This window comes from Bradyrhizobium sp. STM 3557, from assembly GCF_045571465.1.
Lineage (GTDB): Bacteria > Pseudomonadota > Alphaproteobacteria > Rhizobiales > Xanthobacteraceae > Bradyrhizobium.
In genome coordinates, this window is record NZ_CP120697.1 from 668342 (window position 1) to 681754 (window position 13413).

The following is a 13413-nucleotide window of genomic DNA, read 5'->3' on the forward strand; positions in this document are numbered from 1 at the left end:
CTATCGGCCGGCGTCGCCGCCTTTGGCGGTGAGCACGCGGTCGAGTCCGTAAAAGCGATCGAGCAGGATCAGGACGGTCATGGTGATGGCAATGACGCTGGCCGAGACCGAGGTCACTAGCGGATCGATGTTGTCCTGGATGTAGAGGAACATACGCACCGGCAACGTCTCGGTGCCGGGCGCGGCGAGGAACACGGTCATGGTCAGGTCGTCGAAGGATTGGATGAAGGCGAGCATCCAGCCGCTGACGATGCCGGGCAGGATCGAGGGCAGGGTGACGCGGCGGAACATGGTCCAGCCGTCGGCGCCGAGCGAGACCGCGGCCATCTCGACCGAGCGGTCCATGCCGGTTGCTGCCGCAAGTGTCAGCCGTAGCGCGAAGGGAAACACCACGATGATGTGCGCGATGACCAGCGCCGAGAAGGTGCCGCCGATGCCGATCGAGGTGAAGAAGCGCAGGAAGGCGATGCCGAGCACGACATGCGGGATCATCAGCGGCGACAGGAACAGCGCCGACAGCGCCTCGCGCCCGCGGAAGCGATAGCGGCTGATCGCGAGCGCCGCCGGTACCGCGAACAACAGGCTGACGAAGGACGACAGCACCCCGAGCCACAGGCTGATGCCGAAGGCGTGCATGAATTCCGGATAGTTCGCGAGCGCCTTGAACCAGCGCAGGGAGAAATTCGTGATGGGGATCGACAGGAAGCCTTCCGGCGTGAAGGCGACCCAGCACACCACCACGATCGGCGCCAGCATGAAGATGACGAACAAGGTATGGAAAATGAGAGCAAGAGGACCGTTCGCCTTCATCGGAACGCCTCCGCGTAACGACGTTCGATCAGCGTGTTCGAGCCGACCACGATCAGCACCAGCGCAAGCAAGAGCAGGACCGCGACCGCGGCGCCGAGCGGCCAGTTCAGCGTGTTGAGGAATTCGTCATAGGCAAGCGTCGCTGCGACCTTCAGCCTGCGGCCGCCGATGATCGCGGGCGTGGCGAAGGCGCTGGCCGACAGCGAGAACACGATGACCGCGCCCGACAGCACGCCCGGCATGATCTGCGGCAGGATGATACGCCGAACGACCGTGAGCGCGCCGGCGCCGAGCGAGACCGCGGCATTCTCGATTTGCGGATCGAGCCGCTGCAGCGCGGTCCACACCGCGAGCACCATGAACGGCATCATCGCATGCGCCAGCGCGATCACCATGCCCGTCTCGGTGAACATGAAGCGCACCGGAGATGCGATCAGGCCGAGTGACATCAGCAGCTTGTTGGCAAGGCCGTTATTGCCGCCGAACAAAAGCGCCCAGCCGAGCGTGCGCGCCACCACCGAGATCAAGAGCGGTCCGAGGATGAGGAGCAGGAACAGCCCCTTCCATGGCGCGCTCATGCGGTTGAGAATGTAGGCCTCGGGCACGCCGAATACCGCCGTGATCAGCGTTGCGAACACCGCGACGCGGAAGGTGCGCCAGAACATCTCGGCGTAATAGGGATCGCTGGCGATCTCCCGCCAGTTCTTCAGGATGAAGACCGGCTCGATGCCTTTGTACTGGCCCCAGTCGTGAAACGAGAGCATCACCGTCATGACGAGCGGGATCACGACGACGCCCGTGAACAGCATCAGGGCAGGCAGCGCCAGCGTCAGGCCGGCGCGCGTCTCGCCCGCGGCAGAAGGATCAGTGGCGATGGCGGCGCTCATGCCGCGCCTCCGGCCGCGCGCAGGCTCATGTCGGTGGCCTGCCAGGTGAGATGTACGGCCGCGCCCTGCTCGGGCTGGGACCGGCCGTCATTCTGCCGGATCACGATCGCCGGGCCGCATTCGGTCTCGCACTGGAACAGCCATTGATTGCCCTGGAAGATGCGGCTGGCGATGCGCGCCGACAGGCCGTTGTCGCCAAAACCGATCCGTTCGGGGCGAACGCTCACGGTGACCGCGCCTGCGATTCCCGCCGGCGCCGGCGCGCTCCAGCCGCCGGCAACGAGTTTGGCCGGCTGTGCCGCGCGATCGACGGTTGCGGTGAACTCATTGGTCTTGCCGAGAAACTGCGCGACGAAGGCCGAAGCCGGCCGCTCATAGACTTCTTGCGGCGTGCCGATCTGCTCGACCTTGCCCTTGCTCATGACCACGATGCGGTCGGACAGCGACATCGCCTCGATCTGGTCGTGGGTGACGAGAATGGTGGTGGTGCCGAGATTGCGCTGGATCTGGCGCAGTTCGATCTGCATGTCCTCGCGCAGCCGCGCATCGAGATTGGACAGTGGCTCGTCGAGCAGTAGCACGCTCGGGCGGATCACCAGCGCACGGGCGAGCGCGACGCGCTGCTGCTGGCCCCCTGACATGCGCCGGGGATGGCGGTCCTCATAGCCGGCAAGGCCGACGAGCGTGAGCGCGGCGCGCACCCGCTCGGCGCATTCGGCACGCGATACCTTCCGCATCTCCAGCCCGAAGGCGACGTTCTCCGCCGCCGTCATGTGCGGAAACAGCGCGTAGCTCTGAAATACGATGCCGAGCCCGCGCCTGGCCGGCGGAATCTTGATGAGGTCCTTGCCTTCGAGCCGGATCGCGCCATGCGACGGATCGAGGAAGCCCGCGATCATCTGCAGCGTCGTGGTTTTGCCGCAGCCGGAGGGGCCGAGGAAAGAGATGAACTCGCCTTTCGCGACAGCGAGGTTGAACTCTTCGACGGCCGTGGTCGGTCCGAAGGATTTGCCGACGCGGTCAAGTTCGAGGAAGGACATGGGTGGGATTTTCCAACGGACAGAGCGCTGTGGCGCCGAGCGTCTTGCGCTCCCCTCCCCCTTGCGGGGAGGGGCTGGGGGTGGGGGTGTCCACAGCGGCAGTGTCGCTTGGAGTACCCCCCTCCCCGACCCTCCCCCGCAAGGGGGGAGGGGGCAGGCCGTCGCCTCGGTGAGAGTGTGCTACAAACTCTTCTTACCGCTCGACCTCGCGATTCCAGCGCTTGGTCCATTCCTCGCGCTTGTCGTTGATGACGGTCCAGTCCGGCGCATAGACCTTGGCCGCACGATCGCCGATCGGCGCCATGGTGCCGACCCCCTCGGGGACCACCACCGATTTCACCACCGGGCCGTAGCCATACTCCTTCAGCATCGTCAGCTGGATCTTCGGATCGAGCAGCAGCTTGATGAAGCTCGAGGCCAGCGGCGAGGAGTTCGACTTCGCGATCGGGCAGGCGGTGGTCAGCAGCGACACCGCGCCCTCCTTCGGGTAGACGAAATCGACCGGGAAGCCGGTATTGGCGAAGCTCTGCACGCGGCCGCTTCCCCACACCGCGATGACAGCCTGTCCCGACTGGAACAGCTCGGTCATCTTGCCCGGCGACGGCTCATAGGCGAGCACGTTCGGATTGATGTCGGTCTTGAAGATCTTGAAGCCGGCATCGACGTTGGACTCGCTGCCGCCGTTCATCTTGGCGAGCATCAGCAGCGCATTCAGGCCGTAGGTATTGTTGATGGGCGGGATGACGAGCTGCTGCTTGTATTTCGGATCCTTCAGGTCGTTCCACGAGGTCGGCGGCGCCCAACCTTTCTCCTTGAACACCTTGGTGTTGTACATCAGGCCCGTCGCGACCAGCCCGATCGCCACCGCGCGGTCATCCTTGAAATGCGCGATGTCGAGGAGATCACCGGGCAGCCCTGCAACCTTGTCGCAGAAGCCGAGCTGGATCGCCTGGTACATCGGGCCGTCATCGAGGATGGCGACGTCGATCTGCTGGTTGCCCTTCTGGGCCTGCAGCTTGGCCAGCGTGTCGGTGGAATTGCCGGCGACATATTCGACCTTGACACCATTGGCCTGCTCGAACGGCGGGATCACCTCGTCGCGGACCGTCTTTTCGTACGAGCCGCCGTATCCGGCGACATAGAGCGTCTTCTGCTGCGCCCAGGTGGCGGGCGTGGCCAGGACCGCGATGCTGACCGCAGTCAGCAGGCTGAGATGCTTCATTTCGACCGATCTCCCCATTCCGTGCTGCGGAGGCGTTCTGCGAAATCGCGCGATAGCCCCGCCGGATCGTTTCGCCCAAAAACTAAGCTGTGGTGTGACGTGATGAAAAAGATCGCAATGCAATCTTCCGCCGTCCAATGAATAATGGCATCGTCTTAATGCTGAAATGTTATGGGATTGGTATCATGGCACGGATCAACTCGCGACAGGTCGAAGCCTTTCGCGCGATGATGCTGACGGGCAGCGTCACCGACGCCGCCAAGCTGATGGCGGTGACACAGCCGGCGGTCAGCCGGCTGCTGCGCGACTTCCAGGCGCTGCTGAAGATGGAGCTGTTCGAGCGGCGCGGCAGTGGCCTGGTGCCGACGGCCGCCGCGACCGCGCTCTACATGGAAGTCGAGCGCTCCTTCGTCGGGCTCGATCGCATCACCGCGGCCGCCGAAGAGATCCGCGGCCGGCGCACCGGCACGCTGCGCATCGCCGCAATGCCGGCCCTCGCCAATGGCTATCTGCCGCGCCTGGCCGGCCACTTTCTCCAGGAGCGGCCGAATCTGAATCTGTCATTCGTCGGCGTGATCTCGCCGATCGTGATCGACTGGGCGCTGAACAACCAGTGCGACGTCGGCTTCGCCGAGGTGCCGCTCGCCCATGCCGGCCTGCCGAGCGTGCGGATGCCGCCACTGCCCCGGGTCGCCGTCCTGCCTGCCGGTCACCGCCTGGAGTCCAAGGCGACGCTCGTGCCGCGTGACTTCGAAGGCGAGACTTTCATCTCACTGTCGGCCGGGACGACCGGCCGCCATTTGATCGACCAGGCCTTCAACCGCGATGATGTGCAGCGGGTGCTTCGGGTCGAGACCACGCTGTCCGAGATCATGTGTGGGCTGGTCTCGTCGGGTCTGGGCGTTGGGATCTGCGATCCCTTTACCGCGCGCGAATTCGAGGGCCGCGGCATCGTTGTGCGCCGCTTCTCGCCTCGCGTGGATTTCGAGTTCGCAGCGGTGTTCCCGCCGCAACGCAGCCCTTCGCCGATGGCGCTCGATCTGGTCGAGGCAGTGCGCGCCGCCCTGGAGCAGCTCAGCGGCGTAGCACAAACGGATTACGTCCTGCAGGCGAGCGCCGGGCAGGCGTAACGTCTCCGCCCGGTCATGCCTCGTGCACCTCGACCCGGATCGGCGTCGGGTTGAAGCCGTTGCAGGGATTGTTGATCTGCGGGCAGTTGGAGATCACGAACAGCACGTCCATCTCCATGGTGATGTCGACGTGGTTTCCCGGCGCTGAAAGTCCGTCGAGCACGGTGAAGTCGCCTGATGGCTCGATCGGCACCTCCATGAAGAAGTTCAGGTTGGAGACGATGTCGCGCTTGGTCAGGCCGTGCTTGCAGAGCTCGAGGATGAAGTTCTCTCGGCAGGCATGCTGATAGCGCGTCTGCTCACCGAACCGCACAGCGTTGCTCTCGCAGGAGCAGCAGCCGGCCGATGTGTCGTGCCGCCCGCAGGTATCGGCAGTGATGCGCGCCATCACCCGGCCCGCATTGGAGATCAATTGCGTGCCCAGCACGATGTAGGCAGAGCCCTGCTCGCGCAGCGTATCCTGGGCGCTGTAGCGCTCGGCCGAATCGTCGGCATTGTAGAGCAGCGCATCGACAGCCTGCTGGCCCTCGCTGTCGATGATCCGCAGCATCTGTCCTTTTTTGATCACCCGCGACCAGGGTCGCTCGGCCGGGATGTCATAGGCGTAGACGATATTCGTGGCGTCCAGACCGGCCATGCCAGGTGCTCCTTCACGCGAACAGCTGATCGGTGACGGCGAAAGCGCGCGCCGCCTCCGGCGAAGCGGTTCGGCACAGATCATCGGCGGCTGGCGACAGCGTGCGATGCCGGATCAAGGTCACGGCTTCGGGCGCCGCATCGCCATCCGGGTCGAGCGGATGGGCGCAGTTCGAGGCGACCACCAGCAGATTCATCTCGGCGCGGAGATCGACGAAATCGCCGGCCTGCTTGCGATCGCCGTGCCAGACGAAGCGGCCGGCATCATCGGTCGTAACAGGCGCAAAGAAGGTCACGCAGGGCGGAATGTCGGGTATGCCGAGCCCGACCTTCGCTGCTGCTGCGATGAAATTCTCCCGCGTGTTACGGGTCTGTGTGCCAAAGCGCGCAATCGCCGACGCCGGAGTCGAGCCGCCGACCAATAGATCATGCGCGCCACAGGTGTCCTCGGTCACGGACAGCATCACCCGGCCCATGTCGGACAGGATTACCCGCCCTTTCGACAACGCGGCGCTCCATTGCACCTTGACCGTATCGGCGCAGTTGATGCGCTCGGAAGTGTCCTCCATCCGCCAGGCGAGCAGCGAGACGCTGGCGCGGCCGCTGACGTCGATGATGCGGAGCGCCTCTCCGCGCGCCAGCTGCAGGCTCGTGTACCAGCCGCCGGGCACCTGCCGTCGCTCGATCACCGTATCGTCCGCGATCGGTGCGTCGTCACGGCGCGTCGGCTTGGGCAACGTCTTCTTGGTTGATTGCTGTCCCGCGGCGCGCAGCTCTTCATACCGTCGTCGGTTGGCTTCCTTGTCTTGCATTGTCACCCGCCTCCTCTCAGCCGGTGATCGTGAAGTGCGCCTCGACCGGTTTCCCGGCCTTGCCGTTGATCGGCAGGATGTCCTGCGGGCAGGCGGAGAAGGCGATCACGAGATCCATCTCGGCGCGCAGCCGCACGTAACCGCCCGGCACAGGCTTCGGTGGTGCTGCGAAAGCTAGCGTGCCCGCGGCGTCCCAGGGAATGTTCATGAACAGGTTCAGCGGGCTCGGCACTTCCGGAGGCACCAAGCCCAGCTCCGCCATGCCGGCGAAGAGATTGTCGGTGCAGTTGTCGTGATGGCCCTCGACGCCGAGGAATGCGTAACGATGCCGGTCGCAGGCCGCGATCAGCGTGTCGTGCACGCCGCCCGAGGTATCCTCGATCAGGGTCAGAATCGGCCGGCGCTTATTTGTGCGCATGATGTCGCCCACCTTCGGCACCAGATGCAGGCTGTGCGCGCGGGTGTGCTCGTTCGACATGAACTCGGCGAGATCGACGCGGTTGAAGGCCCAGGTGTCGACCACCTGCTCACCATGGGTGTTGATGACGGTGATGACCTGGCCGCTGTTGACGAAGGCAGCCTTGCCGCGCCGGGCCGGAATCTCGATGAGATCATCCATGGTGGCCTCTCAACGTCTGTAAGCGATCAGGTCGATCTCGACGATGCCGCCGCGGGCGAGATCGGTGACGCCGACGGTGGTGCGTCCCGGACGCCGCGCATCGTCGAAATAGCTCGAGAAGATTGCGTTCACGTCAGCATAGTCGCGTTTGAAATCGGTGAGATAGATGCGCACGAACACGACATCGGCAAAGGTCATGCCGCAGCCTTTCAGCACACGCGACAGATTGCCCATCACCTTGCGCGTCTGCGCCTCGATGCCTTCAGGAATCGGCACGCCATCATCGTCGGGATCGGTCGCGAGCTGGCCGGTGACAAATACGAACGGCCCGGCCTCGACGGCATGGCTGTAGGGCGCGACCGGCTTGGGTGCATCAGGCAGCAGGTGAAAAATCGGGTCCATTGCGGTGTCCTCAGCTGTTGATGGCACTGCGTTGCCGGCTGCCGCCGATATCGCCCGCATAGCGCTGGATGAATGAGCGCGCCCGCTCGGTCTCGGGAGCGGAGAAGAAGCGCTCCGGCGGCCCGGTTTCGACCACGCGGCCGCGATCCATGAACAGGACGCGTGTCGCCACGTCGCGCGCAAAGCCCATCTCGTGGGTGACGACCACCATGGTCATGCCCTCGCGCGCGAGCTCGCGCATCACCACCAGCACCTCGCCGACCAGCTCCGGATCAAGTGCCGAGGTCGGCTCGTCGAACAGCAACAGGTCCGGCCGCATCGCGAGTGCCCGGGCGATGCCGACGCGCTGCTTCTGCCCGCCCGATAATCTAGCTGGAAATACGTCGCGCTTGTCGCCGAGCCCCACCTTGGCAAGCAGTGCCAGCGCCTCGTCGCGGACCTCCGCCTTGGGGCGCTTCTGCACATGGAGCGGCGCCTCCATCAAGTTTTGCAGCACGGTGAGATGTGGCCATAGTGCGAAGTGCTGGAACACCATGCCGATCCTGGTGCGGACGCGCGACAGCTCGCGATCGGTCATGACCAGGCCGGCCCCGCTGATGCCGATCGGCGCGCCGTTCAAATAGACCTGACCGGCGTCGGGACGTTCCAGCCAATTGATGCAGCGGAGCAGGGTCGACTTGCCGGAGCCGGATGGACCGAGCACGCAGACCGTCTCGCCTTTGCCGACCTGGAAGCTGATGTCCGTGAGCACGCGCAGCTCGCCGAAGCTCTTGGAGATCCCCGCGACATCGAGAACATTGCCGGTGTCCATGATCAGCTCCTAGCGCCTCGCCGCAGCCAGACGATCGATCGAGCCGACGCCGGCCTCGATCACGAGGCACAGGCCCCAATACAGGAAAACCGCAGTGATGAAGGCCGCGAACGGCACATAGTGCCGCGACTGGATCGAGCTTGCCGCATGCGTCAGCTCCGGCAGTGCAATGATGGTGAGAAAGGCGCTGTCCTTGACGATCTGGATGGTCTGGTTGCCGATCACGGGACCGGCCGCGAGCAGCAGCGGCGGCAGCACGATGCGCCGGAACAGGCCGAGATTGGCGAAGCCGAAGGCGATCCCCGCCTCGATCGGTTCGCGCGGCTGTGCGGCCCAGGCGCCGCGCAGGATTTCGGCCATATAGGCGGCGTTGTAGAGCGTGAGCGCGATCAACCCGGAGGTCCAGTTGTCGAACCGCAGCCCGAACGAGGGCAGCCCGTAATAGACGATATAAGCGAACAGCAGGAACGGCACGCAGCGCATGCTGTCGACGAAGCCGCGCGCAGCGATCGCGAGCCAACGCTGCTTCGCCATCAAGACCGGCGTCAGCACTGTGCCGAGCAGAAGCGCCGCAGCCGCGGACAGCACGGACAGGATCGTCGTGTTGGCGAGCCCGCTCAGCAGCAGGCCGCGCTCGCTCCAGACCACGCCGAAATCGGAGATCATGCCAGCGCCTCCGCCGTGCGCTGGCGCCGCTCGATCCAGCGCTGCAGCGCGACTAGCGCGAACACGATCGGCGCATAGATCGCGACCGCAACCAGGAACGGCGGCAGCGGCTCGTACGTTTCCGCGCCGATCCGCACCGCGGCGCGGGTGATGTCGACGACGCCGACCACCGCGAGCACCGGCGTCACCTTGATCAGGAGCGACATCTCGTTAACGAGGCCGGGCAGGCTGACGCGCACGATCTGCGGCAGCACGATGCGCCTGAAGCGCAAAGGCGCGGTCATGCCGACCGACTGCGCCGCCTCATATTGGTCCTTCGGGAAATTCATCAGCGCGGCTCGCCAGACCTCGCAATTGAATGCCGATGTGTTCATGACCAGCGCCAGGATCGCGGCGGAGATCGGGCCGATCGCGATTCCGACATTGGGCAGCGCGAAGAACAGCAGCAACAGCAGCGTGACCAGCGGCGTCGCCCGCAGCAGGCTGACATAGACGGCGACGATCCGCCCGGCCACCGGCACGTCGGCCCAGCGCAGGAGTGCGAGCGCAAGACCGATCGGCAGGCCGATCAGGATGCCGGTCAGTGACAGCGTGACTGTCACGACGGCACCCTGCAGGATCGCGAGGACGTCGGCCGTGCTCATCAGCCCAGCACGTCGTTAGAATTCAGGCTCGAACGCCACGGGCAGGTCAGGGAAAGACTCGCCGAACCACTTCTTCTGCAACTCGGCGAAGCGGCCCGTTTCCTTCTCCTTGGCGATGAAGCCGTTGAGGAATTCCAGCAGCTCAGTGTTGCCCTTGGCGACTGCCCAGGCCGGGAAGGATTTGCCTGATACGGGCTGGCCGACCTCGAACACGTTCGGCTTCTCGGCGACCAGCGTCTTGATGTTGATGATGGTGTTGACGACGTAGTCGACACGGCCGAGCGCGAGATCCTGATAGGCCTCCGGATAGGACGTGTATTCCACGACCTTGCCGAGCTTGCCGCCGTCCCTCTCCAGCATCGCGCCGAGTTCGGGCAAGCGAGCGAGCAGCGCGCTGCCGGCCTGCACGCCGACCGTCTTGCCGTTCAGATCCTTGATCGAGGAGATGCTCTTGTCGTCCTTGCGCTTGACGTAATAGTGCGTTGCATCCGCGATCGGGCTGGTGAAGTCGAGCGACTGCTTGCGTTCCTTGGTGATGATCGCGGCCGTGATTGCGACGTCATACTTGCCGGTGCTGACGCCGGCGAGAATTCCGGTCCAGGGCAGGATCTGCTGCTTGATTTCGAACGGCGCGTATTTGCGCAGATCCTCGATCAGCTCGTTGTCGAAACCGGTCGGCTTGCCGTCCTTGACGAACTCGAAGGGGCGGAAGTCGTCCTCGGTCGCGACGATCAGCCCGCGCTTCTTGATCTCGTCGAGGCTGCCGGCGTTGGCGGCGAGGGTCGGAATGGCGAGCGCGGCCGTCAGCAGGCCGAGCGCGAGGCGTATGGAGAGCGAGGCGAAGCAAAGTGGCGCACGGGTCGTGGTCATCAGTTCCCCTTTCCTTGATCGTCAATCGAAGCCAAATCCATGGGCGCGCAGGTAGGGCGGGAACGCCGCCCCTTCGGCCTTGGCCGCCTGTCGCGCCTTGTCCTCCGACCAGCCGTAGAAGGCGGCCTCGCCGAACTCGGCATTGGCGCGACGCTGCTCTTTCGGGATCGCGTGCTGCCGGTGCCGCCGCTGGTCGTAATCGTCGATCGCGGAGGCGAGCGCGCTGTCGTCGTAACGATCGACATGCGTGGTGATGCTGCGCGGCAGCCGCAGGCTGACGTGGCCTTCACTTGCGGGATAACCAAGGCAGAGCCCGGCGACCGGAAATACCAGATCGGGAAGGGCGAGAATCTCGGCGACCTTGTCGATCTCGTTGCGGATGACGCTGATCGGGCAGACGCCAAGGCCGACCGATTCCGCGCACAGGATCATGGTCTGCAGCGCCAGTGCGGCATCGATGCCGGCGTTGAAGAAACCTTCGAGGGTGCCGTTGTCGACTGGCTTACCACGCAGCTCGCCGATCCGCTGCAGCCGCCTGGCATCGCCGAGAAACACGAAGAACGCCGGCGCGGCGCCGATCCACGGCATCGCCGGAAATAGCGCGCCGATCGCGGCGCGCTTGGCTGGATCGCGCACGCGCAGTATGGAGGCCTGCTGGAAGTCCGATTTCGCCGATGCGCTCAAGGCGCAGGCTATGAGCGTGTCGAGCAGGGACTCGCTCGGGATTGTCTCGGCATAGCGCCGCACGGTCTTGCGCGACAGCACGCGGCGGACGAGATCGTTGTCGCCGTCATTGCCGGCCGGCCCACCATCGCCAAAGCGCCGCGCGATCGCATCCGAGACGATGGACATCAGCGTGCTCCGACCGGAAGGAGGCGCGAGGCGATTGAAGCTTGCGAACTCATCCCGTCTTCCCCCAGGCCATGCCGACGCCCAGCGTCGAACAGGCGCCATCCGCGAAACGCCAACGAAATTCACTTAATGGCCGGAGCAAGGGACATGCCAAAGGGCGGCTTCGGCGCTGGGGCCGCCGCTCAAGCGACCCTGATACGAAGCATGCTTCGTATCAGGGCGCGCACCGCGCATTCGGTCACGTCGGTCACGCCGCTTGCGCACCGCCACATGCAGCTGTCAGGGCAGGCCTGCACAGAATATGGGCGGGGGCACCGCCTGCCGCGCGAGGCAGCAGGCGCGGGCCACCGCCCGCGGTGTCGGCCAGCGGCGAGCTTCGCGGGCCGCGCCCAGTCGGTTAGAGCCGCTGTCCGATTGCCGGACAGGCGCGCTCCGCTCCCTGTCGTGCGCATCGTTCGCCCATTGTAGGCTTGTCAACGCTCAGGCTGCCGAATTAAGAAGGGCCTGTTGCATCAGAGCGATAAGGCCGGGCGAACCGGTCTCATAACGATAAAAGAGGAAACCCAAGCATGCGCAGAATGATTATGACAGCCGCGATGGCGTTACCGTTCGTCTTCGGTGCGGCGCATGCGGAAGACACCCTGAAGATCGGCTATATCGATCCGTTGTCCGGCGGCGGCGCCAGCGTCGGCGAGGGCGGTCTCAAGACCTTCCAGTACCTTGCCGATCAGTTGAACGCCAAGGGCGGCATCCTCGGTCACAAGATCGAGATCGTGCCGATGGACAACAAGACCAATCCGCAGGAGAGCCTGGTCCAGGCCCAGAAGGCGGTCGACGCCGGTATCCATTACATCACCCAGGGCAACGGCTCATCGGTCGCCGCGGCGCTGGAGGACTTCGTCACCAAGAACAATTCGCGTAATCCCGGCAAGGAAGTGCTGTACTTCAACTATGCCGCGGTCGATCCGAGCCTGACCAACGACAAGTGCAGCTACTGGCATTTCCGCTGGGACGCGAGCTCGGACATCAAGATGGAGGCGCTGACCAGCTACATGAAGGGTCAGCAGTCCATCAAGAAAGTCTACCTGATCAACCAGGACTATTCGTTCGGCCAGTCGGTGCGGTCGGATGCGCGCAAGATGCTGGGCGCGAAGCGGCCCGACATCGAGATCGTTGGCGACGAGCTGCATCCGCTGCTGAAGGTCACCGATTTCTCGCCCTACATCGCCAAGATCAAGGCCTCCGGCGCCGACAGTGTCGTCACCGGCAATTGGGGCCAGGACTTCGCACTGCTCTTGAAAGCGGCGGCCGATGCCGGCCTCAAGGTCAACTGGTACACCTATTATGCCGGCGGCGCCGGCGGTCCGACCGCGATCAAGCAGACCGGGCTCGATCACCAGGTGTTCCAGATCACCGAGGGCTTTGCCAATTCCGGCAACAAGGCCGCGGAGGAGTTCGAGAAGGACTTCCGCGCCAAGGTCGGCCTCTCGCTGTGGTATCCGCGCGCGGTCAATGAGATGCGGATGTTCAAGGCGGCCGCGGAGAAGGCCAATTCGATCGAGCCGGTCAAGGTCGCCGCCGCACTGGAGGACATGAAGTCCGAGGTGCACGATGGCGGCGAGGGCCTCATGCGCAAGGACGATCACCAGTTCTTCCAGCCGATCTACATCTCCTCCTTCGGCACGCTCGCCGACAAGGCCAAGGAGCCGTTCGATGAGGAGAACACCGGCTGGGGCTGGCACCTGATATCCAAGATCGACACCCAGAACACGATGGTGCCGACCACCTGCAAGATGAAGCGGCCTTGATCGGGTAAGATGTTTCGATAAGGTCGTAGCCCGCATAAGCGGAGCGCCATGCGGGACAAGTGTCCCCGGGTATCGCTGCGCTCACCCGGGCTACGGTTCCCTGTTTCCCGGCCGATTCCAGATCCTCATGGTGAGGAGGCGTGCAGCGCCGTCTCGAACCATGAAGCCCGGATGATCAAAGCGGAATGAGCAGGATGGATGACC

General features: G+C 64.5%; 15 protein-coding genes. 2 read left to right on the forward strand and 13 right to left on the reverse strand.

From position 1 onward, the window contains the following. The 4 genes from P6U24_RS03095 to P6U24_RS03110 all read right to left on the reverse strand — a co-directional run bounded on the left by P6U24_RS03095 (position 1) and on the right by P6U24_RS03110 (position 3959). Positions 1–810: an ABC transporter permease gene (locus P6U24_RS03095; RefSeq protein ID WP_407157736.1), complete on the reverse strand. Its 810-nt coding sequence runs from the start codon at positions 808–810 to the stop codon at positions 1–3. Then, positions 807–1697 (reverse strand): ABC transporter permease, encoded by an 891-nt coding sequence (locus P6U24_RS03100; RefSeq protein WP_407157737.1) that lies wholly within the window; start codon positions 1695–1697, stop codon positions 807–809. Before P6U24_RS03100 ends, P6U24_RS03095 begins: the two co-directional genes overlap by 4 nt. Then, positions 1694–2737: an ABC transporter ATP-binding protein gene (locus P6U24_RS03105; RefSeq protein ID WP_407157738.1), complete on the reverse strand. Its 1044-nt coding sequence runs from the start codon at positions 2735–2737 to the stop codon at positions 1694–1696. Before P6U24_RS03105 ends, P6U24_RS03100 begins: the two co-directional genes overlap by 4 nt. Positions 2738–2930: 193 nt before the next feature. Next, on the reverse strand, positions 2931–3959 hold the full coding sequence (locus P6U24_RS03110) for an ABC transporter substrate-binding protein (protein WP_407157739.1): 1029 nt from the start codon (positions 3957–3959) through the stop codon (positions 2931–2933). 185 nt (positions 3960–4144) lie between these two features. Between P6U24_RS03110 and P6U24_RS03115 the strand changes: the two genes are divergently transcribed. Continuing rightward, positions 4145–5089: a LysR substrate-binding domain-containing protein gene (locus P6U24_RS03115; protein ID WP_407157740.1), complete on the forward strand. Its 945-nt coding sequence runs from the start codon at positions 4145–4147 to the stop codon at positions 5087–5089. Between the two features lie 13 nt (positions 5090–5102). Here the strand turns inward: P6U24_RS03115 and P6U24_RS03120 are convergent, their stop codons facing one another. From P6U24_RS03120 to P6U24_RS03160, 9 genes are read right to left on the reverse strand one after another with little or no spacing between them, the layout of a single operon-like run. Further along, positions 5103–5726, reverse strand: coding sequence for an urea amidolyase associated protein UAAP2 (locus tag P6U24_RS03120; RefSeq protein WP_407157741.1), 624 nt, complete (start codon positions 5724–5726; stop codon positions 5103–5105). Between the two features lie 13 nt (positions 5727–5739). Continuing rightward, positions 5740–6537 (reverse strand): urea amidolyase associated protein UAAP1, encoded by a 798-nt coding sequence (locus tag P6U24_RS03125; protein ID WP_407157742.1) that lies wholly within the window; start codon positions 6535–6537, stop codon positions 5740–5742. Between the two features lie 16 nt (positions 6538–6553). Further along, the gene (locus P6U24_RS03130; RefSeq protein ID WP_407157743.1) at positions 6554–7156 is read right to left on the reverse strand and encodes a DUF1989 domain-containing protein; all 603 of its coding nucleotides are present in this window, start codon (positions 7154–7156) and stop codon (positions 6554–6556) included. Between the two features lie 9 nt (positions 7157–7165). Beyond that, complete coding sequence (locus P6U24_RS03135; RefSeq protein ID WP_407157744.1) at positions 7166–7558, reverse strand: RidA family protein; 393 nt, start codon at positions 7556–7558, stop codon at positions 7166–7168. A 10-nt stretch (positions 7559–7568) separates the two neighbouring features. Continuing rightward, positions 7569–8369, reverse strand: coding sequence for an amino acid ABC transporter ATP-binding protein (locus P6U24_RS03140; RefSeq protein ID WP_407157745.1), 801 nt, complete (start codon positions 8367–8369; stop codon positions 7569–7571). Positions 8370–8378: 9 nt separating this feature from the next. Continuing rightward, complete coding sequence (locus tag P6U24_RS03145) at positions 8379–9035, reverse strand: amino acid ABC transporter permease (protein ID WP_407157746.1); 657 nt, start codon at positions 9033–9035, stop codon at positions 8379–8381. Continuing rightward, the gene (locus P6U24_RS03150) at positions 9032–9679 is read right to left on the reverse strand and encodes an amino acid ABC transporter permease (protein ID WP_407157747.1); all 648 of its coding nucleotides are present in this window, start codon (positions 9677–9679) and stop codon (positions 9032–9034) included. Before P6U24_RS03150 ends, P6U24_RS03145 begins: the two co-directional genes overlap by 4 nt. Positions 9680–9694: 15 nt before the next feature. Next, entirely contained in the window at positions 9695–10549 is an 855-nt protein-coding gene (locus P6U24_RS03155; protein ID WP_407157748.1) for a transporter substrate-binding domain-containing protein, read from the reverse strand. 21 nt (positions 10550–10570) lie between these two features. Beyond that, positions 10571–11401, reverse strand: a complete 831-nt coding sequence (locus P6U24_RS03160; RefSeq protein ID WP_407157749.1) for a nitroreductase family protein — start codon at positions 11399–11401, stop codon at positions 10571–10573. Positions 11402–11970: 569 nt separating this feature from the next. Between P6U24_RS03160 and P6U24_RS03165 the strand changes: the two genes are divergently transcribed. Next, positions 11971–13209 carry a branched-chain amino acid ABC transporter substrate-binding protein gene (locus P6U24_RS03165; RefSeq protein WP_407157750.1) on the forward strand — a complete coding sequence of 413 codons (1239 nt, stop codon included), beginning with the start codon at positions 11971–11973 and terminating at the stop codon, positions 13207–13209. The last annotated feature ends 204 nt before the right edge of the window (positions 13210–13413 follow it).

Coding starts and splice junctions, on each gene's coding strand:
- P6U24_RS03095 (WP_407157736.1), bottom strand. CDS start 810: ATGAAGGCGAACGGTCCTCTTGCTCTCATTTTCCATACCTTGTTCGTC.
- P6U24_RS03100 (WP_407157737.1), bottom strand. CDS start 1,697: ATGAGCGCCGCCATCGCCACTGATCCTTCTGCCGCGGGCGAGACGCGC.
- P6U24_RS03105 (WP_407157738.1), bottom strand. CDS start 2,737: ATGTCCTTCCTCGAACTTGACCGCGTCGGCAAATCCTTCGGACCGACC.
- P6U24_RS03110 (WP_407157739.1), bottom strand. CDS start 3,959: ATGAAGCATCTCAGCCTGCTGACTGCGGTCAGCATCGCGGTCCTGGCC.
- P6U24_RS03115 (WP_407157740.1), top strand. CDS start 4,145: ATGGCACGGATCAACTCGCGACAGGTCGAAGCCTTTCGCGCGATGATG.
- P6U24_RS03120 (WP_407157741.1), bottom strand. CDS start 5,726: ATGGCCGGTCTGGACGCCACGAATATCGTCTACGCCTATGACATCCCG.
- P6U24_RS03125 (WP_407157742.1), bottom strand. CDS start 6,537: ATGCAAGACAAGGAAGCCAACCGACGACGGTATGAAGAGCTGCGCGCC.
- P6U24_RS03130 (WP_407157743.1), bottom strand. CDS start 7,156: ATGGATGATCTCATCGAGATTCCGGCCCGGCGCGGCAAGGCTGCCTTC.
- P6U24_RS03135 (WP_407157744.1), bottom strand. CDS start 7,558: ATGGACCCGATTTTTCACCTGCTGCCTGATGCACCCAAGCCGGTCGCG.
- P6U24_RS03140 (WP_407157745.1), bottom strand. CDS start 8,369: ATGGACACCGGCAATGTTCTCGATGTCGCGGGGATCTCCAAGAGCTTC.
- P6U24_RS03145 (WP_407157746.1), bottom strand. CDS start 9,035: ATGATCTCCGATTTCGGCGTGGTCTGGAGCGAGCGCGGCCTGCTGCTG.
- P6U24_RS03150 (WP_407157747.1), bottom strand. CDS start 9,679: ATGAGCACGGCCGACGTCCTCGCGATCCTGCAGGGTGCCGTCGTGACA.
- P6U24_RS03155 (WP_407157748.1), bottom strand. CDS start 10,549: ATGACCACGACCCGTGCGCCACTTTGCTTCGCCTCGCTCTCCATACGC.
- P6U24_RS03160 (WP_407157749.1), bottom strand. CDS start 11,401: ATGTCCATCGTCTCGGATGCGATCGCGCGGCGCTTTGGCGATGGTGGG.
- P6U24_RS03165 (WP_407157750.1), top strand. CDS start 11,971: ATGCGCAGAATGATTATGACAGCCGCGATGGCGTTACCGTTCGTCTTC.